This is a genomic window from Promicromonospora citrea (genome assembly GCF_013004695.1).
In the GTDB taxonomy this organism is placed as follows: Bacteria; Actinomycetota; Actinomycetes; order Actinomycetales; family Cellulomonadaceae; genus Promicromonospora; species Promicromonospora citrea.
Genome location: NZ_JABEMG010000007.1, coordinates 57,767 through 76,545 on the forward strand (window position 1 = coordinate 57,767; position 18,779 = coordinate 76,545).

Annotated in this window: 19 protein-coding genes and 1 tRNA gene; 7 read left to right on the forward strand and 13 right to left on the reverse strand. The window is 73.5% G+C overall.

The genetic code is table 11. The features are described 5' to 3' along the window. The first annotated feature begins 74 nt into the window (after positions 1-74). Entirely contained in the window at positions 75-959 is an 885-nt protein-coding gene (gene fdhD / locus HLB15_RS02955; RefSeq protein WP_171103530.1) for a formate dehydrogenase accessory sulfurtransferase FdhD, read from the forward strand. Positions 960-981: 22 nt separating this feature from the next. On the opposite strand, the gene HLB15_RS02960 is transcribed toward fdhD, so the two are convergent. From HLB15_RS02960 to HLB15_RS02970, 3 genes are all read right to left on the reverse strand, one after another. Further along, positions 982-1,131, reverse strand: coding sequence for an MFS transporter small subunit (locus tag HLB15_RS02960; protein ID WP_171103428.1), 150 nt, complete (start codon positions 1,129-1,131; stop codon positions 982-984). 3 nt (positions 1,132-1,134) lie between these two features. Further along, entirely contained in the window at positions 1,135-2,526 is a 1,392-nt protein-coding gene (locus HLB15_RS02965) for an OFA family MFS transporter (RefSeq protein WP_212759441.1), read from the reverse strand. Between the two features lie 112 nt (positions 2,527-2,638). Further along, positions 2,639-3,928, reverse strand: a complete 1,290-nt coding sequence (locus HLB15_RS02970) for a serpin family protein (RefSeq protein WP_171103534.1) — start codon at positions 3,926-3,928, stop codon at positions 2,639-2,641. A gap of 194 nt (positions 3,929-4,122) precedes the next feature. On the opposite strand from HLB15_RS02970, the gene HLB15_RS02975 reads away from it, so the two are divergent. Continuing rightward, positions 4,123-6,363, forward strand: a complete 2,241-nt coding sequence (locus tag HLB15_RS02975) for a Tex family protein (protein ID WP_171103536.1) — start codon at positions 4,123-4,125, stop codon at positions 6,361-6,363. Here the strand turns inward: HLB15_RS02975 and HLB15_RS02980 are convergent. Continuing rightward, positions 6,300-7,268 (reverse strand): alpha/beta hydrolase family protein, encoded by a 969-nt coding sequence (locus tag HLB15_RS02980; RefSeq protein WP_212759429.1) that lies wholly within the window; start codon positions 7,266-7,268, stop codon positions 6,300-6,302. The two genes, HLB15_RS02975 and HLB15_RS02980, sit on opposite strands and share 64 nt — an antisense overlap. Beyond that, complete coding sequence (locus HLB15_RS02985; RefSeq protein ID WP_171103538.1) at positions 7,265-7,975, reverse strand: TetR/AcrR family transcriptional regulator; 711 nt, start codon at positions 7,973-7,975, stop codon at positions 7,265-7,267. Before HLB15_RS02985 ends, HLB15_RS02980 begins: the two co-directional genes overlap by 4 nt. Before the next feature lie 132 nt (positions 7,976-8,107). Here HLB15_RS02985 and HLB15_RS02990 point away from each other — a divergent pair, with 132 nt between their 5' ends. Further along, positions 8,108-9,637 (forward strand): dihydrolipoyl dehydrogenase family protein, encoded by a 1,530-nt coding sequence (locus HLB15_RS02990; protein WP_171103539.1) that lies wholly within the window; start codon positions 8,108-8,110, stop codon positions 9,635-9,637. On the opposite strand, the gene HLB15_RS02995 is transcribed toward HLB15_RS02990, so the two are convergent. The 3 genes from HLB15_RS02995 to HLB15_RS03005 all read right to left on the reverse strand — a co-directional run bounded on the left by HLB15_RS02995 (position 9,594) and on the right by HLB15_RS03005 (position 12,137). After that, on the reverse strand, positions 9,594-10,676 hold the full coding sequence (locus tag HLB15_RS02995) for a glycine betaine ABC transporter substrate-binding protein (RefSeq protein ID WP_171103541.1): 1,083 nt from the start codon (positions 10,674-10,676) through the stop codon (positions 9,594-9,596). The genes HLB15_RS02990 and HLB15_RS02995 overlap by 44 nt on opposite strands. 121 nt (positions 10,677-10,797) lie before the next feature. After that, a complete protein-coding gene (locus HLB15_RS03000; protein ID WP_171103543.1) occupies positions 10,798-11,481 on the reverse strand; it encodes an ABC transporter permease in 684 nt (227 codons plus the stop codon). Continuing rightward, positions 11,478-12,137: an ABC transporter permease gene (locus HLB15_RS03005; RefSeq protein ID WP_171103545.1), complete on the reverse strand. Its 660-nt coding sequence runs from the start codon at positions 12,135-12,137 to the stop codon at positions 11,478-11,480. Before HLB15_RS03005 ends, HLB15_RS03000 begins: the two co-directional genes overlap by 4 nt. Before the next feature lie 120 nt (positions 12,138-12,257). On the opposite strand from HLB15_RS03005, the gene HLB15_RS03010 reads away from it, so the two are divergent. After that, positions 12,258-13,358, forward strand: coding sequence for an ABC transporter ATP-binding protein (locus HLB15_RS03010; RefSeq protein WP_229785353.1), 1,101 nt, complete (start codon positions 12,258-12,260; stop codon positions 13,356-13,358). Positions 13,359-13,398: 40 nt separating this feature from the next. Continuing rightward, positions 13,399-14,298 (forward strand): ATP-grasp domain-containing protein, encoded by a 900-nt coding sequence (locus HLB15_RS03015; protein WP_171103547.1) that lies wholly within the window; start codon positions 13,399-13,401, stop codon positions 14,296-14,298. 63 nt (positions 14,299-14,361) lie between these two features. On the opposite strand, the gene HLB15_RS03020 is transcribed toward HLB15_RS03015, so the two are convergent. The 4 genes from HLB15_RS03020 to HLB15_RS03035 form a co-directional block, all read right to left on the reverse strand. After that, a tRNA-His gene (locus HLB15_RS03020) sits at positions 14,362-14,437 on the reverse strand. Positions 14,438-14,509: 72 nt separating this feature from the next. Next, positions 14,510-15,145: an oligoribonuclease gene (gene orn / locus HLB15_RS03025; RefSeq protein ID WP_171103548.1), complete on the reverse strand. Its 636-nt coding sequence runs from the start codon at positions 15,143-15,145 to the stop codon at positions 14,510-14,512. 319 nt (positions 15,146-15,464) lie between these two features. After that, complete coding sequence (locus HLB15_RS03030) at positions 15,465-15,614, reverse strand: hypothetical protein (RefSeq protein WP_171103550.1); 150 nt, start codon at positions 15,612-15,614, stop codon at positions 15,465-15,467. A gap of 292 nt (positions 15,615-15,906) precedes the next feature. Next, positions 15,907-16,086: a hypothetical protein gene (locus tag HLB15_RS03035; protein WP_171103552.1), complete on the reverse strand. Its 180-nt coding sequence runs from the start codon at positions 16,084-16,086 to the stop codon at positions 15,907-15,909. Between the two features lie 233 nt (positions 16,087-16,319). Between HLB15_RS03035 and HLB15_RS03040 the strand changes: the two genes are divergently transcribed. Then, a complete protein-coding gene (locus tag HLB15_RS03040; RefSeq protein ID WP_171103554.1) occupies positions 16,320-16,994 on the forward strand; it encodes a winged helix-turn-helix domain-containing protein in 675 nt (224 codons plus the stop codon). After that, on the forward strand, positions 16,991-18,244 hold the full coding sequence (locus HLB15_RS03045) for an MFS transporter (RefSeq protein WP_171103555.1): 1,254 nt from the start codon (positions 16,991-16,993) through the stop codon (positions 18,242-18,244). The genes HLB15_RS03040 and HLB15_RS03045 overlap by 4 nt, the downstream gene beginning before the upstream one ends. A gap of 16 nt (positions 18,245-18,260) precedes the next feature. Here the strand turns inward: HLB15_RS03045 and HLB15_RS23925 are convergent. Beyond that, on the reverse strand, positions 18,261-18,779 hold a 519-nt coding region (locus HLB15_RS23925), incomplete at its 5' end, for an FHA domain-containing protein (RefSeq protein WP_249359860.1).

Consider the following 18,779-nt stretch of genomic DNA (forward strand, 5'->3'; position numbering starts at 1 on the left):
GCCGACCCTACGCCGCTTTCATCCTCACGGGGAGGGCTGGACAGGCCGTGCCGCACGGGTGCGAGACTGGCCGCATGGGAGTGGTCACCGACCGGCGCAGGGTGGTCCGCGTCCGCGCCGACGCCCGCACGGAGCGCCCGGACACGCTCGCCGTCGAGGAACCGCTGATGGTGCGGCTCGTGCCCGCGGTGGCGCGGTCGCGCGCGCCCGTCCAGGTCGCGGCCGTCGGCCCGGTGCGACCCGTCGTCCCCGTGGGCGGGCCGCCGGCGACGCCGGGCGAGACGCTGACCGTGACGATGCGGACCCCGGGGCACGACTTCGACCTCGTGGCAGGCTGGCTGGTCTCCGAGGGGGCCGTCGCCGCGCCGTCGGACATCGCGGCGATGCGGCTGTGTCCCGACGAGGAGAACACGGTCGAGGTGGCGCTCGCGCGCGGCGTCGAGCCGCCGCGGGCGCGAGCCTTCGCGACGACGAGCGCGTGCGGCGTGTGCGGGTCCGACACCGTCGTGGAGGTGCTGGCGGACCTGCGGTGGCCGGTCGCCGCCGACCCCGTGACGGTGGACCCCGCGGTGATCGCGGCGCTCCCGGACCGGCTGCGCGAGCAGCAGCGCGCCTTCGACCGCACGGGCGGCCTGCACGCCGCCGGCCTGTTCACGGCCGACGGCGAGCCGCTGGTCGTGCGCGAGGACGTGGGCAGGCACAACGCCGTCGACAAGGTGGTCGGCGCGGCGCTGCGCGACGGCTCGCTGCCCGCCGCCGGGACGGTGCTCCAGGTCAGCGGGCGGGCGTCGTTCGAGCTGGTGCAGAAGGCCGCGCGCGCGGGCATCCCCGTGCTGTCCGCGATCTCGGCGCCGTCCACGCTGGCCGTCGACCTGGCGCAGGAGGCCGGCGTGACCCTGCTGGGGTTCGTGCGCGGCGACTCGATGAACGTCTACGCCCGCGCGGACCGGCTGCGCTGAGCGCGGCCCGCGCGGGCGTGGATCAGGACGTGAACAGCGGCACGACGCCCTTGATCGTCTCGAACAGGCCGTAGGCCAGCGGCACGGTCACGACGAGCCAGGTCACGACCAGGCGCGCGGTCTGATTCCCCACCGGCTGCGGCGTCTGCTCGTCCGGCATCTGATCGGGCATCGGTCACACCTTCCCCTCGGCGAGCGCGCCGGACGGCCCCGTCGGCTCGTGGAACCGTGCGGCGACGGGCCGCACGAGCGCGTTGGCGACGAACCCGACCGCGAGCACGCCGACCATGGTGAACAGCGCGGGCCGGTAGTCGGCGGCGACCAGCTCGCCCGGCGTGCCGCGGGCGTCCAGGAACCCGTTGATGATGAGCGGACCGGCCACGCCCGCCGCCGACCACGCCGTGAGCAGGCGCCCGTGGACGGCACCCACCTGGAACGTGCCGAACAGGTCGCGCAGGTAGGCGGGGGCGGTCGCGAACCCGCCGCCGTAGAACGAGATGATGACCGCGGCGAGGAGCACGAACACGACCGTCGACACGTTGCCGACCGTCGCGAGCAGCACGTACAGCACGATGCCGACGCCCAGGTACAGGACGTAGGTCGGCTTGCGGCCGATGAAGTCCGACGTCGAGGACCAGGCGAACCGGCCGGCCATGTTGAACAGCGACAGGAACGCGACGAAGCCCGCCGCCGTCGCGGGTGCGACGGACGAGGTGCCGCCGTCGCGGAAGAAGTCCTGGATCATCGGCGCCGCCTGCTCGAGGATGCCGATGCCCGCTGTCACGTTGCAGAAGAGCACGGTCCAGAGGAACCAGAACTGCGGCGTGCGGACGGCGTTCGCCGCCGACACGTTCGCCGTCGAGACCATCGGCCGGGCGGCCACCGCTCCCGCGTCGAAGCCGGGCGGCGTCCAGCCCGGCGCGGGCACCCGCACCGTGAAGACGCCGAGCATCATGACGAGGAAGTAGGCGACGCCGAGCGTGACGAACAGCGACGTCACCGCGCCGCCCGAGGCGACAGAGGTCGGGTCCGACGGGTCGTAGCCGGTGTCGTAGACGGCCATGAGCTGCCGGGACAGCGGCGAGGCGACCAGCGCGCCGCCGCCGAAGCCCATGATCGCCATGCCCGTGGCCAGGCCGGGCCGGTCCGGGAACCACTTGATGAGCGTGGACACCGGCGAGATGTAGCCGATGCCCAGCCCGATGCCGCCGATGACCCCGTACCCGAGGTAGACGAGCCAGAGCTGCGACGTCGCGATGCCGAGCGCGCCCACGAGGAAGCCGGACGCCCAGAAGCACGCGGAGGTGAACATCGCGGCCCGCGGGCCCACCCGTTCGACCCACGTGCCCATCACGGCGGCCGACAGGCCGAGCATCACGATGGCGATCGAGAAGATGACGCCGACCGCCGTGAGACTCGTGTCGAAGTGGGCGACCAGCGCGTTCTTGTACACGCTGGTGGCGTAGGCCTGGCCGATGCACAGGTGGATGGCGAGGGCGGCCGGCGGGATCAGCCACCGGCTGTAGCCGGGCCGGGCCACCGTGTGCTCGCGGTCGAGGAACGACAGCGCCACGGAGTACCTCCTGCTGCGGTGTGGGCGCCCGCCGGAATGCGGTTTCACCCTGGTGGGTGCGCACGCTACTGGCGGGCCGGTGACCCGGTCAATGGTTTCCGCGGGGTCAGTGCTGCGGGGCACGGACCGCCGCGAGGAACAGGGGCAGACCGGTCTCCGTGTGCGCCACACGAAGCAGGTACGGCCGGTCGACGACCATGCGCACGGACTCGACCGGCATGACGCCGCTCGCCTCGGCCGCGAGCTCGGTCACGGCCGCCGCGACGGTGCCCTCCTCGTCCAGCCGCAGGTACGCCTGCTGCACGGCCTGGCTCACGCGCAACGCCTCCGCCGTCGTGATGCCGGACAGGTCGGGCGACTCGAACAGGCCGCCCAGCCCCGCCTGCTCCAGCGCGGGGGACAGGTCGAGCGCGGGCGGCTCGATCTCCAGGGTCGGCATCGTGAGCTCGACCGAGCGCGGGGCCGCGTCGTCGAGCGCGCCCGTCAGCACGGCCAGCGTTGCGGGGTCGACGTCCGCCGGGTCCGTGCCGGCCGGCGGCAGCAGCACGTCCGCGTGGAACGCCTCGGAGTACGGCAGCCGCACCGCGGCCCAGCCGTCCTGCTCGGCGTACGCCTGGTGCTGCGTGCCGTGCACCATCGCGGTCGGCGCCGTGCCGCCCGGCCCGGTGAAGTCGACGTCGCGCGTCGCACTCTCCTCGAACGGGGTCTCCCACCGCGCCGCGAGCAGCACCGCGTTCTGCAGCACCAGCCGCAGGGACGGGTCCGGCTCGACCGCCGACTCCTCGACCAGGCCACCGGTGTGCTCCGTGACCCACGCGTCCAGCACGTCCTTGCCGTCCGTGCCGCCCAGGTCCGTGCGCTGGACCCCCGCGTCGAACGACGTCGCGAGCGCGTCGAGGTAGTCCTGCTCGACGGCGAGCTCGTCGTCGAGCACGGCCTGGTTCGCCAGGTGCAGGAGGGGGCGGTCGGGCAGCTCGTCCTCCTGGACGACGGCGGGGTCGCCCTCGTACGTCCTGAGCGCGGCCGTCAGCGCGTTGTACGCCGCCGTGCGCTCCGCACCGGAGGCGCCCAGCGCGGCGTCGAGCTCGTCGGCCGTCGTGCCGCGCGCGCCCTCGGCCAGCAGCGCGAGCGCGAAGGACAACGACGCCGGGGAGACCAGCGCGTTCTCGTCCGGCTCGGGCGCCGAGCGGAGCGTGAGCAGCCCCAGGTTCTCCGTCGCCGCGACGGCGCCGGCGCTCGCGGGCGCGTCCTCGACGGTGACGGGGACGTGGTCGGCCTCGGACCGCAGCAGGCCGGCGTGGGGGTCGGTGCCCGCGCACGCGGTGAGGGCGGCGGCGAGCGCGAGGGCGAGCGCGGTGCCGGCGCGGCGGTGGGTGGTCCTGGGGTCACGCTGCACGACGTCCTCCTGGGGGCCGGGCCGCGCCCGCGCGCGGCGTCCTGCCCCTCCTGTGTCGCGGGTCCCGGTCGTCTTGCGCGGACCTGTGGGTGATCGCGCAGGTCGCGTGCGGCGAGGCGGATGCGACAGATGTCGGTGGCGCCGGGCACAATCTGCTGCGACCGGAGTGCGACGAGAAGCGAGGTAGCGAGACGGTGTCAGGGATCAACCGGCGGATCGCCGAGGAGCTGGGCGTCAGGGAGGGGCAGGTGGCTGCGGCGGTCGACCTGCTCGACGGCGGCGCGACGGTGCCGTTCATCGCCCGCTACCGCAAGGAGGTCACGGGCACGCTCGACGACGCCCAGCTGCGTACGCTCGAGGAGCGCCTGCGCTACCTGCGCGAGCTGGAGGACAGGCGCGCGGCGATCCTCGGCTCGATCGACGAGCAGGGCAAGCTCACCGACGAGCTGCGGGCCCAGATCCTCTCGGCGGAGACCAAGTCGCGCCTCGAGGACATCTACCTGCCGTACAAGCCGAAGCGGCGCACCAAGGCGCAGATCGCGCGCGAGGCCGGTCTCGAGCCGCTCGCCGACGCGCTGCTCGCCGACCCGACGCTGGACCCGGCCACGACGGCCGGCGGCTACGTCGACGCCGACAAGGGGGTCGCCGACGCACAGGCCGCGCTCGACGGTGCCCGCGCGATCCTCGTCGAGCGCATGGGCGAGGACGCCGACCTCATCGGCACGCTGCGCGAGCGGCTGTGGGTCAAGGGCCGCATGCTGTCGGCGGTGCGCGACGGCGCGCAGGAGAAGGGCGCCAAGTTCTCCGACTACTTCGAGTTCTCCGAGGCGCTGTCGACCCTGCCCTCGCACCGGGTGCTCGCGCTGTTCCGTGGCGAGAAGGAGGACGTGCTCGAGCTGACGATCGAGCCGGAGGAGGGCATCGAGCCGGGCGTACCGACGTCCTACGAGGCCACGATCGCGCACCGGTTCGAGATCGCGGACCAGGGCCGTCCCGCCGACCGCTGGCTCCGGGACACCGTGCGCTGGGCGTGGCGCACGAAGATCCTGGTGCACCTCGGCATCGACGTGCGCCTGCGGCTGCGCTCCGAGGCGGAGGACGAGGCGGTGCGCGTGTTCGCCGCCAACCTGCGGGACCTGCTGCTCGCCGCTCCCGCCGGCACGCGGCCCACGATGGGCCTCGACCCGGGGCTGCGCACCGGCGTCAAGGTCGCCGTCGTCGATGCGACCGGCAAGGTCGTCGAGCACGCGACCATCTACCCGCACGCCCCCGCCAACCGGTGGGACGAGTCGCTGGCGGTGCTCGCCCGGCTCGCACAGAAGCACCAGGTCGAGCTGGTGGCGATCGGCAACGGCACCGCGTCGCGCGAGACCGAGCGGCTCGCGGCCGACCTCATGAAGAAGGCCCCGCAGCTCGGTCTCACCAAGGCGGTCGTGTCGGAGGCGGGCGCGTCCGTGTACTCGGCGTCGGCGTACGCGAGCGCCGAGCTGCCCGACCTCGACGTGTCCATCCGTGGTGCCGTGTCCATCGCACGGCGCCTGCAGGACCCGCTGGCGGAGCTCGTGAAGATCGACCCCAAGTCGATCGGCGTGGGGCAGTACCAGCACGACGTCACGGAGTCCAAGCTCTCGCGGTCGCTCGACGCCGTGGTCGAGGACTGCGTGAACGGCGTCGGCGTCGACCTCAACACGGCGTCGGTGCCGCTGCTCTCGCGCGTCTCCGGCATCACCTCGACGCTCGCTGAGAACATCGTGGCGCACCGCGACGCGAACGGGCCGTACCCGTCGCGTGCCGCGCTGAAGGACGTGCCGCGCCTCGGGCCGAAGGCGTTCGAGCAGTGCGCGGGCTTCCTCAAGGTCACCGGCGGTGCGGAGCCGCTCGACGGGTCGGCCGTGCACCCCGAGGCGTACCCGCTGGCGCGGCGCATCGTCACGGCGTCGGGCACGGACGTGCGCGCGCTCATCGGCAACGGCGGGGCGCTGCGCACCCTGCGGCCCACCGACTTCGTGGACGAGACGTTCGGCCTGCCCACGGTCACCGACATCTTCGCCGAGCTGGAGAAGCCCGGTCGCGACCCGCGCCCCGCGTTCACGACGGCGTCCTTCGCCGACGGCGTCGAGACGCTGAACGACCTGGTGCCCGGCATGGTCCTCGAGGGACAGGTCACCAACGTGGCGGCGTTCGGCGCGTTCGTCGACGTCGGGGTGCACCAGGACGGGCTCGTGCACGTCTCGGCGATGTCGAAGAGCTTCGTGAGCGATCCGCGCGAGGTCGTGAAGTCGGGCGACATCGTGAAGGTCAAGGTCATGGACGTCGACCTGCCGCGGAAGCGGATCTCGCTGTCGCTGCGGCTCGTGTGCGCTGACCGTGGTCACGCCATGTGGCGGGCCAGGAAGTCGAGCTTCGGCTGCGGGTCGCGCTGGAAGTCGAGGTAGCCGTCCCAGCGGGCGGTGGTGCCCTCGATCCACTGCAGGTGCTTGTCGGCGACCGGGATGGCGTCGAACATGCCCTGCACGTCGCTCGGGTCGGTGAGCAGGTCGTCCCGCATCTGGTACAGGTACGTGGGTGTCCGCACGCTGCTCGCCCAGGTGACCGGCGTCATGTCGGCGAAGCGGAAGCTCACCTGGAGCTGGATCTCCCGCTCCAGCTCGTCGATCCGCTCGGGGATGCCGAGCAGGTCGAGGGTGCGCTGCATGGTGACGCCGACCGACAGGGGCTGCGGCGCGAGCATGCACCGCACGTTCGTGAACTCCTCGGGGTGCTCCTGCATGGCGAACATCGTGGCGTTCGCGCCCTGGCAGCGGCTGAACAGGCCGATCGTCATACCTCGCAGGCGCTCGTCGGACCGGGCCAGGTGCAGCGAGCCGATGACGTCGCGCGCCTCGAACCGGCCGCCCGAGCCGCTGCCACCGTTCGCGCTGCCGCTCAGCCCGAGGTTGCGCATGTCGTAGGTCAGGATGTTGTAGCCGGCGTCGTGCAGGATGCGGTAGTCCGGCATGAAGTCGACCTCGAAGTCGTTGCCCGCGAGCGCGCCCAGCGACCGCCACGGCTCGAGGTGCGCGGGCAGGCCCGCACGGCTGAACCACAGGGGGTGGTTGGCGATGATCAGCTTGTCGGAGCCCTCGCGCGGGATGAACCACGCCTCGAGCGGCGTGCCGTCCTGCGAGGGGAACGTCAGGTCCTCGTACGCGAGGCCGACGTCGGCGGGGGTGCGCAGCACAGGGGACCGCAGGAGGGTGCCGTAGCCGGCCGCGATCTGGCGGACGGTCTCGGTGGCCTGGGCGTCGGTCATGCCGTGCTCGGTGGTCTGCCCGGTGGTCTGCTCGGTGGTGGTTGTCATGAGCTGGTCCTTCCTCGGGGTGCCGGGCGCGCGGCGAGCGCGCCCAGCCACTGACGCAGGAGTGCGAGCTCCGCGTCCGTGAACGGCTCCTGGACGGAGCCGAGTCGGGCGAGCAGGGCGCGCGCCGTGGCGGCGGGTCCCTGCCCGGGGGTGTCGTCGGCCGGGCGTGCGCCCGTGAGGTGGCCGACGAGAACGGTGCGCATCGAGCGCGACAGCGGGCCGTCGGCGGGCTCGCCGAGGTGGCTGAGCTGTCCCACGCACCCGACGGCCATCGCGGTCGAGAGGTGCAGCGCCTCCTCGACGCCGACCACGAGCAGGCCGGCGTCGTCGAGACGGGCCAGCGAGGCCCGCAGCTCCTCCTCCGCGACGCGTGCGGCCCGGGAGCGGCGTCCGCTGGTGCGGCCGAACATCACCGCGTAGAGCGCCGGGTTCTCGACGCCGAACGTGACGTGCATGTCCCAGCCCGCCTCGAAGTCGGCGACCAGGTCGCCCGTGCTCGGGACGGCGCGCTTGCGCTCCAGGTAGGCCGCGAAGGCCTCGTCCACCACGGCCTCGACGAGGCCGTCCTTGTCGCCGAAGTGGTGGTACAGCGTGGGCGCCGAGACGCCCGCTGCCTCGTAGAGCTCGCGCGTGGTGGGCTCGTGGTCCGGCCGCTCGGCGAGCAGCGTGCGTGCCGCGGCGAGCAGGTTCTCTCGTCCGGATCTCATGTATATCGACGATACACGTTTACTTCGAGTGCGTATACCGCTGATACAGAGGCGCCGGTCACACCTGACGTTCACCTGTCGCTGTGGTGCACGTGCCTGGCGCGGCGGCCCGAGCCGGGACACCATGGCGGCATGACTGTTACCGAGGAGTCGTTCGACGTCGTCGTGATCGGCGGCGGCCCGGTGGGGGAGAACGCGGCCGACCGCGCCTCGCGCACCGGCCTGTCCGTCGCGCTCGTCGAGTCCGAGCTGGTGGGCGGCGAGTGCTCGTACTGGGCCTGCATGCCGTCCAAGGTGCTGCTGCGCGCCGGCGCGGTCCGGGCCCTGGCGCGGGACACGCCGGGCCTCACCGATCCCGGGGCGCCCGACGCCGCCGCGGTGTTCGCCCGGCGTGACGAGATCACGAGCCACTGGGACGACTCGGGCCAGGTCTCCTGGGTCGAGGGAGCCGGGCTCACGCTCGTGCGCGGCCACGGGCGGCTCGCGGGCGAGCGGCTTGTCGAGGTGACCGCCCCGAAGGACGGCCCGGCCGCCGGGTTCGGCGCGGCGGCCGAGGGCGACGACGCCCCGGTGACCCGGCTGCTGCGCGCCCGGCACGCCGTGATCGTGGCGACGGGGAGCGTGCCCGTGCTGCCCGACGTACCCGGCCTGGCGGAGGCCGCTCCGTGGTCGAGCCGCGAGGCGACGTCGGCCGACGCCGTGCCCGAGTCGCTCGTCGTCGTGGGCGGCGGCGTGGTGGGCGTCGAGATGGCCAACGCGTACGCCGACCTCGGCTCGCAGGTCACGCTCCTGGCGCGGGGCGGGCTGCTGTCGAGCGCGGAGCCGTTCGCGGGCGAGATGGTCGCCGAGGCGCTGCGCGCCGCGGGGGTCGACGTGCGGCTCGGCGTCGAGCCGAGCGCGGTCGAGCGCGCGGGGGGCACCGTGACCGTCACGCTGTCCGACGGCGGGACCGTCACGGCCGCCGAGATCCTCGTGGCCACGGGCCGTGTCCCCCGCACGGCGGACCTCGACGTGGCGGCGGTCGGCCTCGACGAGTCCGCGCTCGGCCGGGGCGGCGCCCTGGTCGTCGACGAGTCGCTGCAGGTCACCGGCGTGCCCGGCGGCTGGCTGTACGCGTGCGGCGACGTGACGGGGCGGGCGCCGACCACCCACCAGGGCAAGTACCAGGCCCGGGTCGTGGGCGACGTGGTGGCGGCGCGCTACGGCACGCAGGAGGGCGACCGGTCGCCCACGGCCGGCGACCCTGTGCCCGGCGTCGGTGCGGAGCCCGCGCGCTGGTCGCGGTACGCAGCCACCGCCGACCAGGACGCGCGCGTGCAGGTCGTCTTCACGCAGCCGCAGGTGGCCTGGGTCGGCCCGACCGAGCGCGAGGCGCGGGCCGCGGGCCTGCCCGTCGAAGCGGTGTCGTACGACCTGTCGTGGGTCGCCGGCGCGAGCGTCGAGTCGCCCGGCTACGCGGGCCGCGCCCAGGTGCTCGTGGATACGCAGCGCCGGGTGCTCGTGGGCGCCACGTTCGTGGGTCCTGATGCGGGGGAGATGCTGCACGCGGCGACCATCGCCGTCGTCGGCCAGGTGCCGCTCGACCGGCTCTGGCACGCCGTGCCCGCCTACCCGACGGTCAGCGAGGTCTGGCTCCGCTTCCTGGAGTCCTACGGCCTCTGACACGCGCTGAGTGCGGGGTCAGGGAGCCGTCCGAGCTGAAGACCAGGCCGAGGGTGATCTCGCCCTGCTGGAGCGCCGACTTGGTCAGCGGGCCGCCCGCGTCGAGCGACGTGAACTCCGCGAACTCCAGGCCGTAGGTCTCCTCGAGGCCAGGCTGGCAGAACGGGCGCTCCGTGCACTCCGGCGGGCCGCCCAGCACCAGGCCGCCACAGGCCTCGGCGAGCTCGCTCAGCGTGCTGACACCGTGCTCGTCCGCGAAGCCCTTGGTCACGGCGAACGCGTTCTGGTCCTGCGCCGGGGAGGGCTGGCCGAACGCGAGGCCGACCTCCTCGCCCAGGCCCGTGAGCCCCTCGACCGTCGCGTCGAGGTCGCTGCTCGCGACCGGCTCGGCGTCGGCCCCGTTGACGTTCTTGTTGATGAACTCGGTCAGCGTGCCCACGTACTCCGGGATCACCTGGACCTGCTTGCCGTCCTCGAGCGCCGGCAGGTAGGCCTCGCGGTTGCCGATGGTGGTCACCTCGGCGTCGTACCCCGCGGCCTCGAGCACGGTCGCGTAGATGGTGCCGAGCGTCGCGCTCTCGGCGAAGTCGGCGGCGCCGACGACGACCGAGCCGCTGCCGGACTGCTCGGGCGAGTCGAGGCCCGCCTCTGCCACGAACTCCTCGGCGACGTCCTGCGACGTGCGCCGGTCGACGTCGACGGCCTTGTTCAGACTGATGAGCGTGTCGGTGTCCAGGGCCGCCGACACGCTGTCGAGCAGCGGGACCAGGGTGTCGTCGCCCTCGACCGCCGCCGCGTTGACCGCGGGGATGATGTTGTCGACGGTCTGGAGCTGCTTGTCGTCCTCGAGCACCACGAGCTCGTCGCCCGGGACGGCCTCGCACGCGGCCAGCGAACCGCCACCGCCGGCATCGGTGCTGTCGCCGCCACCCCCTGCCGAGCCGGGCTCGCCGCAGGCGGTGAGGAAGGCGAGTGAGACGACCGCCGCCGCTGCGCCCAGGGCGCGAGGCAACGAGACGTGCGAACGGGCGAGCTTCATCGGGTGTCTCCGAACGTGAGTGGCGTACATCTGTTCTACGCTCTGGTAGGTCCCATTCGACCCCGGAGAGGGGCGGATGGCAAGGGCTGTCGCGGGGACACCCCGACCCGTCAGAAGATCGTCATGTCCTGCCTGGGCGCAACGGCGCGGGCGTGGCGAGACGTTGACCGACGGCGAGCACGCCGTCGATCGCGAGGCACAGCACGGCGACCAGCACACCACCGGCGAGCACCTCGCCGTACCGCTGCGTGCCCAGACCGAACGTGATGATCTTGCCCAGCCCGCCACCGCCTGCCAGGGCCGCCAGGGGGATGGTCGCGACCACCTGGACGATCGTGGTCCGCAGGCCCGCGGACACGAGCGTCGTGGCCAGCGGCAGCTCGACGCGCAGCAGCACGCCGGCCCCGGTCATGCCCATGCCGCGCGCCGCGTCGCGCGCGTCCGGGTCGACGCCGCGCACGCCCTCGTAGGTGTTGACCAGCAGCACGGGCGCGGCGAAGAAGGCGGCGGCGATCACGGTCGCCGTGTTGCCGAACAACCCGGTCGAGGCGAGCAGCAGGATGATGCCGAGCGTCGGCAGCGCGCGCGAGGCGTTCGTCAGCCACACGACCAGCCCGGCGCCGCGGTCGGTGTGCCCGAGCCAGGCGCCCACGGGGATCGTCACCGCGGCCGCGGCCCCGACGGCGGCGACGGTCATGAGCAGGTGCTCGCCGGCCAGCTCGAGCACGCCGCCCTGCTCCGTCCAGGTCAGCGGGTCGTTGAGCCAGACGAACGCCTCCTGCAGGACGCCGGCCGGGGCGGTCATGCGGCCCTCCGGCGCAGCCACGGGGTCAGCGCGCGGCCGGCCGCCCAGAGCAGGAGATCGAGCACGAGGGCGACGAGGATGGTCCCGATCGTCGCCGTCATGATCTCGGCCCGGTAGAGGTTGTTGCGGAAGCCCTGGAACATGATCTGCCCGAGGCCGCCGAACCCGACGACGACCCCCACCGTCACGAGCGCGACCGACGACACGGTGGCCAGGCGCACCCCCGCGATGATGCTGGGCAGGGCGCTCGGCAGCGACACCTGCAGCAGCAGCCGGCCGGGCCCGTAGCCCAGCCCGCGCGCGGCGTCGACGACCGCAGGGTCCACGGTGGCGAGGCCCGCCGTGGTGTTCCGCAGGATGATGAGGATCGAGTAGACGACCAGGCCGATGAGCACCGGCGTGCGCCCGATGCCGATGAGCGGCGCCAGGATCGCGAACAGGCCCAGCGACGGGATCGTGTAGGCGACGGCCGCGACGCCGAGCACCGGGCCGGACAGCCAGCGCTGCCGCGAGACGAGCACGCCGAGCGGCACCGCGATCGCCGTCGAGATCGCCACCGCCTCGGCCGTGACGCCCACGTGCTCGAGCGTGCGCTGCCACAGCGCCGGCGCGTTGCCGACCACGTACGACCAGGAGAACCACGGGTTGCCGGGCATGGGTCCGACCGTACCGTGGGCCACCGACACGCACCCGGGTGTCCGGCACCCGACGCGCCGGTGGTGGCGTGCGTGGTGGGTGGTGCCGTGCGTGTCGGTGGGGGCCTGTAGGTTCGACGCATGGCAGAGCGCACCGTCATCGAGCTCGACACCGTCCGCAAGGCGTACCCCGACGGCACCGTCGCCGTCGCGGGGCTGAGCCTGGCCGTGCGCGAGCACGAGGTGCTCGCGCTGGTCGGCCCGTCGGGCTGCGGCAAGTCGACCACGCTGCGGATGATCAACCGGCTGGTGGAGCCGACGTCGGGCCGGATCCTGCTCGACGGCGAGGACGTCACGCGGGCCGACCCGGTGAAGCTGCGCCGCCGCATCGGCTACGTCATCCAGAACGTCGGCCTCTTCCCGCACCGCACGGTCGAGGCGAACATCGCGACAGTGCCGGGCCTGCTGGGCTGGGACCGCCGCAGGACGCGCGCCCGCGTCGCCGAGCTGCTCGACCTCGTCGGCCTGCCTGCCGCGACGTACGCCAAGCGCTACCCCCACGAGCTGTCGGGCGGTGAGCGGCAGCGGATCGGCGTGGCCCGCGCGCTCGCGACCGACCCGCCCGTGCTGCTCATGGACGAGCCGTTCGGCGCCGTCGACCCGGAGTTCCGGCGGCACCTGCAGGCGGAGTTCCAGCGCATCCAGCGGGAGACGGGCACGACGGTGGTCCTCGTCACGCACGACATCGACGAGGCGGCGCGCCTCGGGGACCGGATCGCCGTCCTGTCACGCGGCGGGCACCTCGAGCAGGTCGCCAGCCCGCTGGCGGTGCTCGCCCACCCGGCGTCCGACCGCGTGCGCGACTTCATCGGGGACGGCTCGGCGTCGCGGATGCTGGCGCTGGCGCAGGTGCAGGAGGCCGATCTCGACGGCGCCGACCTGATCGTCCGGCCCGCGCCGCCGCCCGTCCGGCTGGGCGCGCGGCTGACGGACGCGTTCGAGGCCGTCGCCGCGCTGCCCGGCTCGGCCATGGGCCGGGTCCCGGTCGTGGGGAAGTCGGGCGACGTGGTCGGCTCGCTCACGGCGGACGGCATCCTCGGGGCGCTGCGCCGCGCGGCGGACGCCGCGGTGTCCGACGAGGGCCTGGCCGACGCGGTGACCGACGACGCGGTGACCGACGACGATGCGCGGTCCGGTGCAGGGTCCGCCGGCGGTACCGCTGTGGCGGACGCCGCTCCCTGACCAGGGGTCGCGGGGCGTGCCCGGCGCTAGTCTCAAGGGCGTGACGAACCGACGCGTAGCCCTCGCGACCTGCTCCCAGCTCCCCGACCTCGACGCGGACGACGTCCCGCTGATCGCCGCGCTCGGCGGGCGCGGCATCACGGCCGAACCCGCGGTCTGGGACGACCCGGCCGTCGACTGGCCGGCGTACGACCTCGTGCTCGTGCGGTCGACGTGGGACTACTCGCCGCGGCACGACGAGTTCGTGGCGTGGGCCCGCTCGCTGCCGCGCGTGGCCAACCCGGCCTCCGTCATCGAGTGGAACACCGACAAGCGGTACCTGCGCGACCTCGAGGCCGCCGGCGTCCCCGTGATCCCGACCATCTGGCTGGACCCGTCGCGCCACCTCTCGAAGCGTGCGGTGCACACACGCATGCCGGCGTTCGGCGACTTCGTGGTGAAGCCCGTGGTGAGCGCGGGCGCACAGAACACGGGCCGGTACCAGCCGGTGTCCGCGCAGTCGCGCGGCAAGGCCATCGCGCACGCGACGCGCCTGCTCGACGACGGCCGCTGGGTCATGATCCAGCCCTACGTGACGTCGGTGGACACCTCCGGCGAGACCTGCCTCGTCTTCGTCGACGGCGAGCTCACGCACGCCGTCCGCAAGAACGCCCTGCTCACCGGGCCGGCCGAGGACTCGGCCGACGAGCTCTGGGCGCGCGAGGAGATGACGCCGTACGAGGCCACGCCCGCCCAGGTGGACGTCGCGCGGCGCGCGCTCGAGGTCGCCCGGCAGGCCACGGGCGCCGAGCTCACCTACGCGCGAGTCGACCTCGTCTCGGGCGACGACGGGGTGCCGATGGTCCTCGAGCTGGAGCTCACCGAGCCGTCGCTGTGGATGAAGTACGGGACGGGTGTCGAGGAGAAGGTCGCCGACGCCGTCGTGAAGCTGCTGGGCTGATCCGCCGGGCGGTACCCGGGGAACGACAAGGGCCCCTCGCCGAGGCGAGGGGCCCTTCGTCGATGGGGTGAGCGACGGGACTTGAACCCGCGACCCTCGCGACCACAACGCGATGCTCTACCAGCTGAGCTACGCCCACCATGGACCCCGGTCGTGGACCGGCGGCCGTCGAAAAGCATACATGCTCGGGGACGACGGACCGAACTCGAATCTACGGGGCGAGCTGGTTCGTGACGGACGTCTCCGCGACGCGCGCCGCGGCGGCCCGCGCGGTGGCCGTGTCGGGCCCCGGCTGGGGCGGGAACAGCACCTCGCGGTAGTAGCGCAGCTCGTCGATCGACTCGAGGATGTCGGCCAGCGCGCGGTGCCCGCCCTCCTTCTTCGGCGACGCGAAGTAGACGCGCGGGTACCAGCGGCGGGAGAGCTCCTTGATCGACGACACGTCGATGATCCGGTAGTGCAGGTACTCCACCAGCTCGGGCATGTGCAGGTCGAGGAACGACTTGTCGGTGCCCACCGAGTTGCCCGCGAGCGGCGCCTTGCCCGGCTCGGGGACCCACTCGCGGACGTAGGCGAGGATCTGCTCCTGCGCCTCCTGGAGGGTCAGGCCCCCGTCGAGCTCGTCGAGCAGGCCGGAGGTGGTGTGCATGGTGCGCACGAAGTCGCTCATCTGGGCCAGGGCCTCGGCCGGAGGCTTGACCAGGACGTCGACGCCGGTGCCGAGGACGTTCAGCTCCGAGTCCGTGACGATCGCGGCGACCTCGACGAGCGCGTCGGCACGCAGGTCCAGGCCCGTCATCTCGCAGTCGATCCAGACGATGCGCTCGTGGGGGTTGGGAAGGCTCACGGACTCACCCTATTCCGTCCGCCGCAGATCTCCTGCGGGCGCTGTGGTGGGTCGTCGACGGCGGTCCGCTCCGAGAACGACCTGGGGGACAGGACAGGGCTCTGAGGTGTCCCGCAGGTCGTTCTCGGAGCGGACCCGCACCGGGCGGCCGGTGGCGGGCACACAGAGGCCCTTCCGGCGGAGGGGTCCGTGGAAGGGCCAGAGGGGTGCGGCGCCCGGAGGCGCTGGGTGATCAGGCGGGCCGGCCGGTGCTGTCGGTCGGCGGTCGATCAGGCGCGGCGGTCGATCAGGCGCGGCGACGACCGGGGTGCGGCGCCGATCAGATGAGGCGGAAGCGCTTGGCGCGCTTGGTGCCGCGGCGCTCACGGCGCTCGCGCAGGGCACGCTCCTGGGCGCCGGCGATCTCGGCGCGGCGGGCGACCTCGGCGACCTGGGCACGGCCGATGTAGTAGGCGGAGTTGGCGTCCATCACGGTGACTTTCCTTCCAGGGGTGGGGAGAGGGTGACGGGCACAGCGGGCGTCTCCGACCGGGTCACGGTGGGGTGCTCCTCATTGTTTCCGTCGTGTTACATCCTCCCCGACGGGGATATCCCTCGCAAGGCGGACAGTGGTGATCTGCAGCACGTCTGCCCAGGTCAGAGGTGTGATTCGGACCACTGTCGGGGCAAAGAACGAGGCAGAGCGTGCGACGATCGCACGCTCTGCCTCGGTACGTGGCGGGCGCCGTGCGCCGGAGGTCCTCCGGCCGGCGCCGTACGCGTCATGCGGACCGGGCGCGCAGGGCGGCTGCCGGTGCGCGGTGGCGGGTCCGGTGTGCGGCGCGGGCCTCGGCCCTGCGTCGCTTCTGCTCCTCGCGGAGCCGGCGGGAGCGCCGGTTCTCCTCGGCGTCCCGGAGGCGCTCCCTGTGGAGGGTCTGCGCCAGGTCGAACTCGGTGTGCACGTGAGTGCCTTTCGTGACGTTGGAAGTCGGTTCCCCGACGTGAGGTCTGGCCGGACCTCGTCCACCGCCCGGTACGGACCGGACGGACGTCACCGCGGTGTGCCACCAGCGTCGCAGCGGCACCGGTCCCGGCGCACGTCTTTATTCGCGCGGGCGCCTGGCCGGGGCGCGGCCCGGGTGAAGATGCTAAAGATTTCTTGCGCAAGTGTTCTTTAGCGTCTTAGCTTCGCTGTATGCCCGAACCCGAGCCCGCACGAGACGCGACGCACGACGCGACGTCCGACCGGACGGACCGCCCGCACCAGCCGGTCTTCACGCGCCCCGACGTCCCCGGCGACACCGTCGTGTCGCAGGCCGACGCGATCAAGGCGCTCACCCACCCGCTGCGCCTGCGCCTGCTCGACCTGTTCGGTCCGGGCGACGAGCTCACCGCGACCCAGTGCGCGCGCCGGACGGGGGAGTCGGTCGCGAGCTGCTCGTTCCACCTGCGGCAGCTCGAGAAGTACGGCCACATCGAGCGCGCGACGGCTCAGGGCAAGGAGCGTCCGTGGCGCCTCGTGAGCCGCGGGCTCAGCGTGCGACCCGACCTGTCCGACCCCGACTCCCTGCCCGCCGCCCAGGCCTTCGGCAGCATGTTCGTGGCCGAGCAGTTCGCCGTCCTCCAGCGCTGGCTCGCCGACGCCGGCCGGGACGACCCGGCCTGGCTCTTCGCGAGCACCCAGACCCACCAGGAGTTCTGGGCCACCCGCGACGAGCTCGACGAGCTCTCCCGCCGGCTCGAGGAGCTCACCGCGCCGTTCCGCGGCCGTTCGGAGAGCCCGGCCCGGCGGCCCGACGGCGCCCGCAGGGCCCACCTCTTCGGTGCCGCCTGGGCCGAGATCCCGGACCCGGAGGGCGACCTCGCATGACCTCGACCCTGCCGCCCGCCGCGGACGACGAGACGGTCCCCGAGGCCGTCCGGGCCGGAGAACCCGCCACCGGCCCCGCCCACCACCTGCGCACGCCCCTGTTCCGCACGCTCGTGCTCGGCTGGACGCTCGCCAACGTCGCCGACTCGCTGCTCACGCTCCTCATGGCGGTGTGGGTCGCCGATCTGACGGGCAGCGCCGCGCTGGGTGGCCTGACGTTCGCGCTGCTCGGGCTGCCCGCGCTCGCCTCGCCGTTCCTCGGGCACCTCGCCGACCGGCTGTCGCGGCGACGCATGCTCGTGGCCGCCTACGTCGTCGGTGCGCTGGGGCTGCTGCCGCTGCTGTGGGTCAGCCGGCCGGACCAGGTCTGGCTGGTCTACGCGTCGACGCTGGTCTACTCGGCCGTCGCGTACGTGACGGGCGCGTGCCAGTCGGGCCTCCTCAAGGACCTCCTGCCCGACGAGGCCCTCGGCCACGCCAACGGGCGGCTCTCGATGATCGACCAGGTGCTCCGCGTGGCCCTCCCCGTGCTCGGCGCGGCGGTCTACGCGCTGGTCGGCGTGGCGCCGCTGGTCGTCACCGCCGTGGCAGGGTTCGGCGGGGCGGCGGTGGTGTTCCTGCTCGTGCGGATCGAGGAGTCCACTGCCGTCGGCGAGCCGGGGGAGTCCTACCTGCGGGCGACGACGGCGGGGTTCCGGCACCTGTTCCGCACCCGGCCGCTCGGCGGCATGACATGGAACGCCGTCATCGTCTTCGCGTCCGTCGGGCTGGTCAACGCCGTCGTCTTCGCGGTGCTCGACGGGCTCGGGCTGCCCGCGGCCTGGCTCGGGCCGCTCACCGTGCTGCAGGGCATCGCCGGGTTCGCGGCAGGGGCGCTGGCCCCGCGGCTGATGATCCGGTTCGGGCGGCCCGCCGTGTACGCCGCGGGCATCCTGGCCGCCGGGCTGGGGCTGGTCCCCCTCCTGTTCCACTGGGTCGTCCCCGCCGTGGCCGGGCAGGCCGTGCTCGGTTTCGGGGTGACGGCGGCGATCATCGCCTGGGTCACCGAGCGCCAGGTCCGCACGCCGGACCGGCTGCAGGGCCGGGTCGCCGCGGCGGGTCACCTGGTGAACAACCTGCCGGGCACCCTGGTGACGGCGCTGGGAGCCGGCCTGCTGGCCGTCGTCGACTACCGGGTGCTCGTCCTGGTCAACGTCGTCGTGGTGCTCGTGGCGGGTCTCGCCGCGCTGCGGCTGCGGCCGGCGGACTGACGCCTGCCGGCCGCGATCAGACCTCGCCCGGCAGCGCCTTGCGGATCACGAGGCGGGTCCAGGCGCCGAGGAACAGCCGGTCGCCCTCCTCGATCTCCTGGCGGATGCCCTGCGCCAGCGGGGTGTCGGGGAGGGGGTCGCCCGCCGCGGCGACGAACGTGCCGTTCGACGAGCCGAGGTCCTCGACCCACCAGCGCTGACCGTCCGTCGTGAGCTGGCAGTGGCGCCGGGAGACGCCCGGGTCGCTGCCGCAGTCGATGTCGGGCGAGATGCCCCGCGACCGCGACGGACGCCCCACCAGCAGGCTGCGCTGCCGCAGCGTCACGAGGCCGGGCAGACCCGCCGACGGCAGCGGGTCCTCGGGGCGCTCGTGCGCGTACCAGTCGGGGTCCACCCAGATCTCGGCCACCCACGCGGTGCCGCCGGGGATCGGCGGCACGCCGGCCGGGCTCGGGGTGCCTGCGGTGCCCGACGTCGCCGAAGCACCGCCCGGGGCCGGGGGCGCGCCGGGCACACCGCCCGCCTCGCCGGGCAC

Bases quoted from the DNA above. Each gene is read 5' to 3' on its own strand.
- HLB15_RS03045 (WP_171103555.1), top strand. From the start codon at position 16,991: ATGACCTCGACCCTGCCGCCCGCCGCGGACGACGAGACGGTCCCCGAG.
- HLB15_RS02995 (WP_171103541.1), bottom strand. From the start codon at position 10,676: ATGAAGCTCGCCCGTTCGCACGTCTCGTTGCCTCGCGCCCTGGGCGCA.
- HLB15_RS02990 (WP_171103539.1), top strand. From the start codon at position 8,108: ATGACTGTTACCGAGGAGTCGTTCGACGTCGTCGTGATCGGCGGCGGC.
- fdhD (WP_171103530.1), top strand. From the start codon at position 75: ATGGGAGTGGTCACCGACCGGCGCAGGGTGGTCCGCGTCCGCGCCGAC.
- HLB15_RS03040 (WP_171103554.1), top strand. From the start codon at position 16,320: ATGCCCGAACCCGAGCCCGCACGAGACGCGACGCACGACGCGACGTCC.
- HLB15_RS03005 (WP_171103545.1), bottom strand. From the start codon at position 12,137: ATGCCCGGCAACCCGTGGTTCTCCTGGTCGTACGTGGTCGGCAACGCG.
- HLB15_RS03010 (WP_229785353.1), top strand. From the start codon at position 12,258: ATGGCAGAGCGCACCGTCATCGAGCTCGACACCGTCCGCAAGGCGTAC.
- HLB15_RS03030 (WP_171103550.1), bottom strand. From the start codon at position 15,614: ATGGACGCCAACTCCGCCTACTACATCGGCCGTGCCCAGGTCGCCGAG.
- HLB15_RS02985 (WP_171103538.1), bottom strand. From the start codon at position 7,975: ATGAGATCCGGACGAGAGAACCTGCTCGCCGCGGCACGCACGCTGCTC.
- HLB15_RS03000 (WP_171103543.1), bottom strand. From the start codon at position 11,481: ATGACCGCCCCGGCCGGCGTCCTGCAGGAGGCGTTCGTCTGGCTCAAC.
- HLB15_RS02980 (WP_212759429.1), bottom strand. From the start codon at position 7,268: ATGACAACCACCACCGAGCAGACCACCGGGCAGACCACCGAGCACGGC.
- HLB15_RS02960 (WP_171103428.1), bottom strand. From the start codon at position 1,131: ATGCCCGATCAGATGCCGGACGAGCAGACGCCGCAGCCGGTGGGGAAT.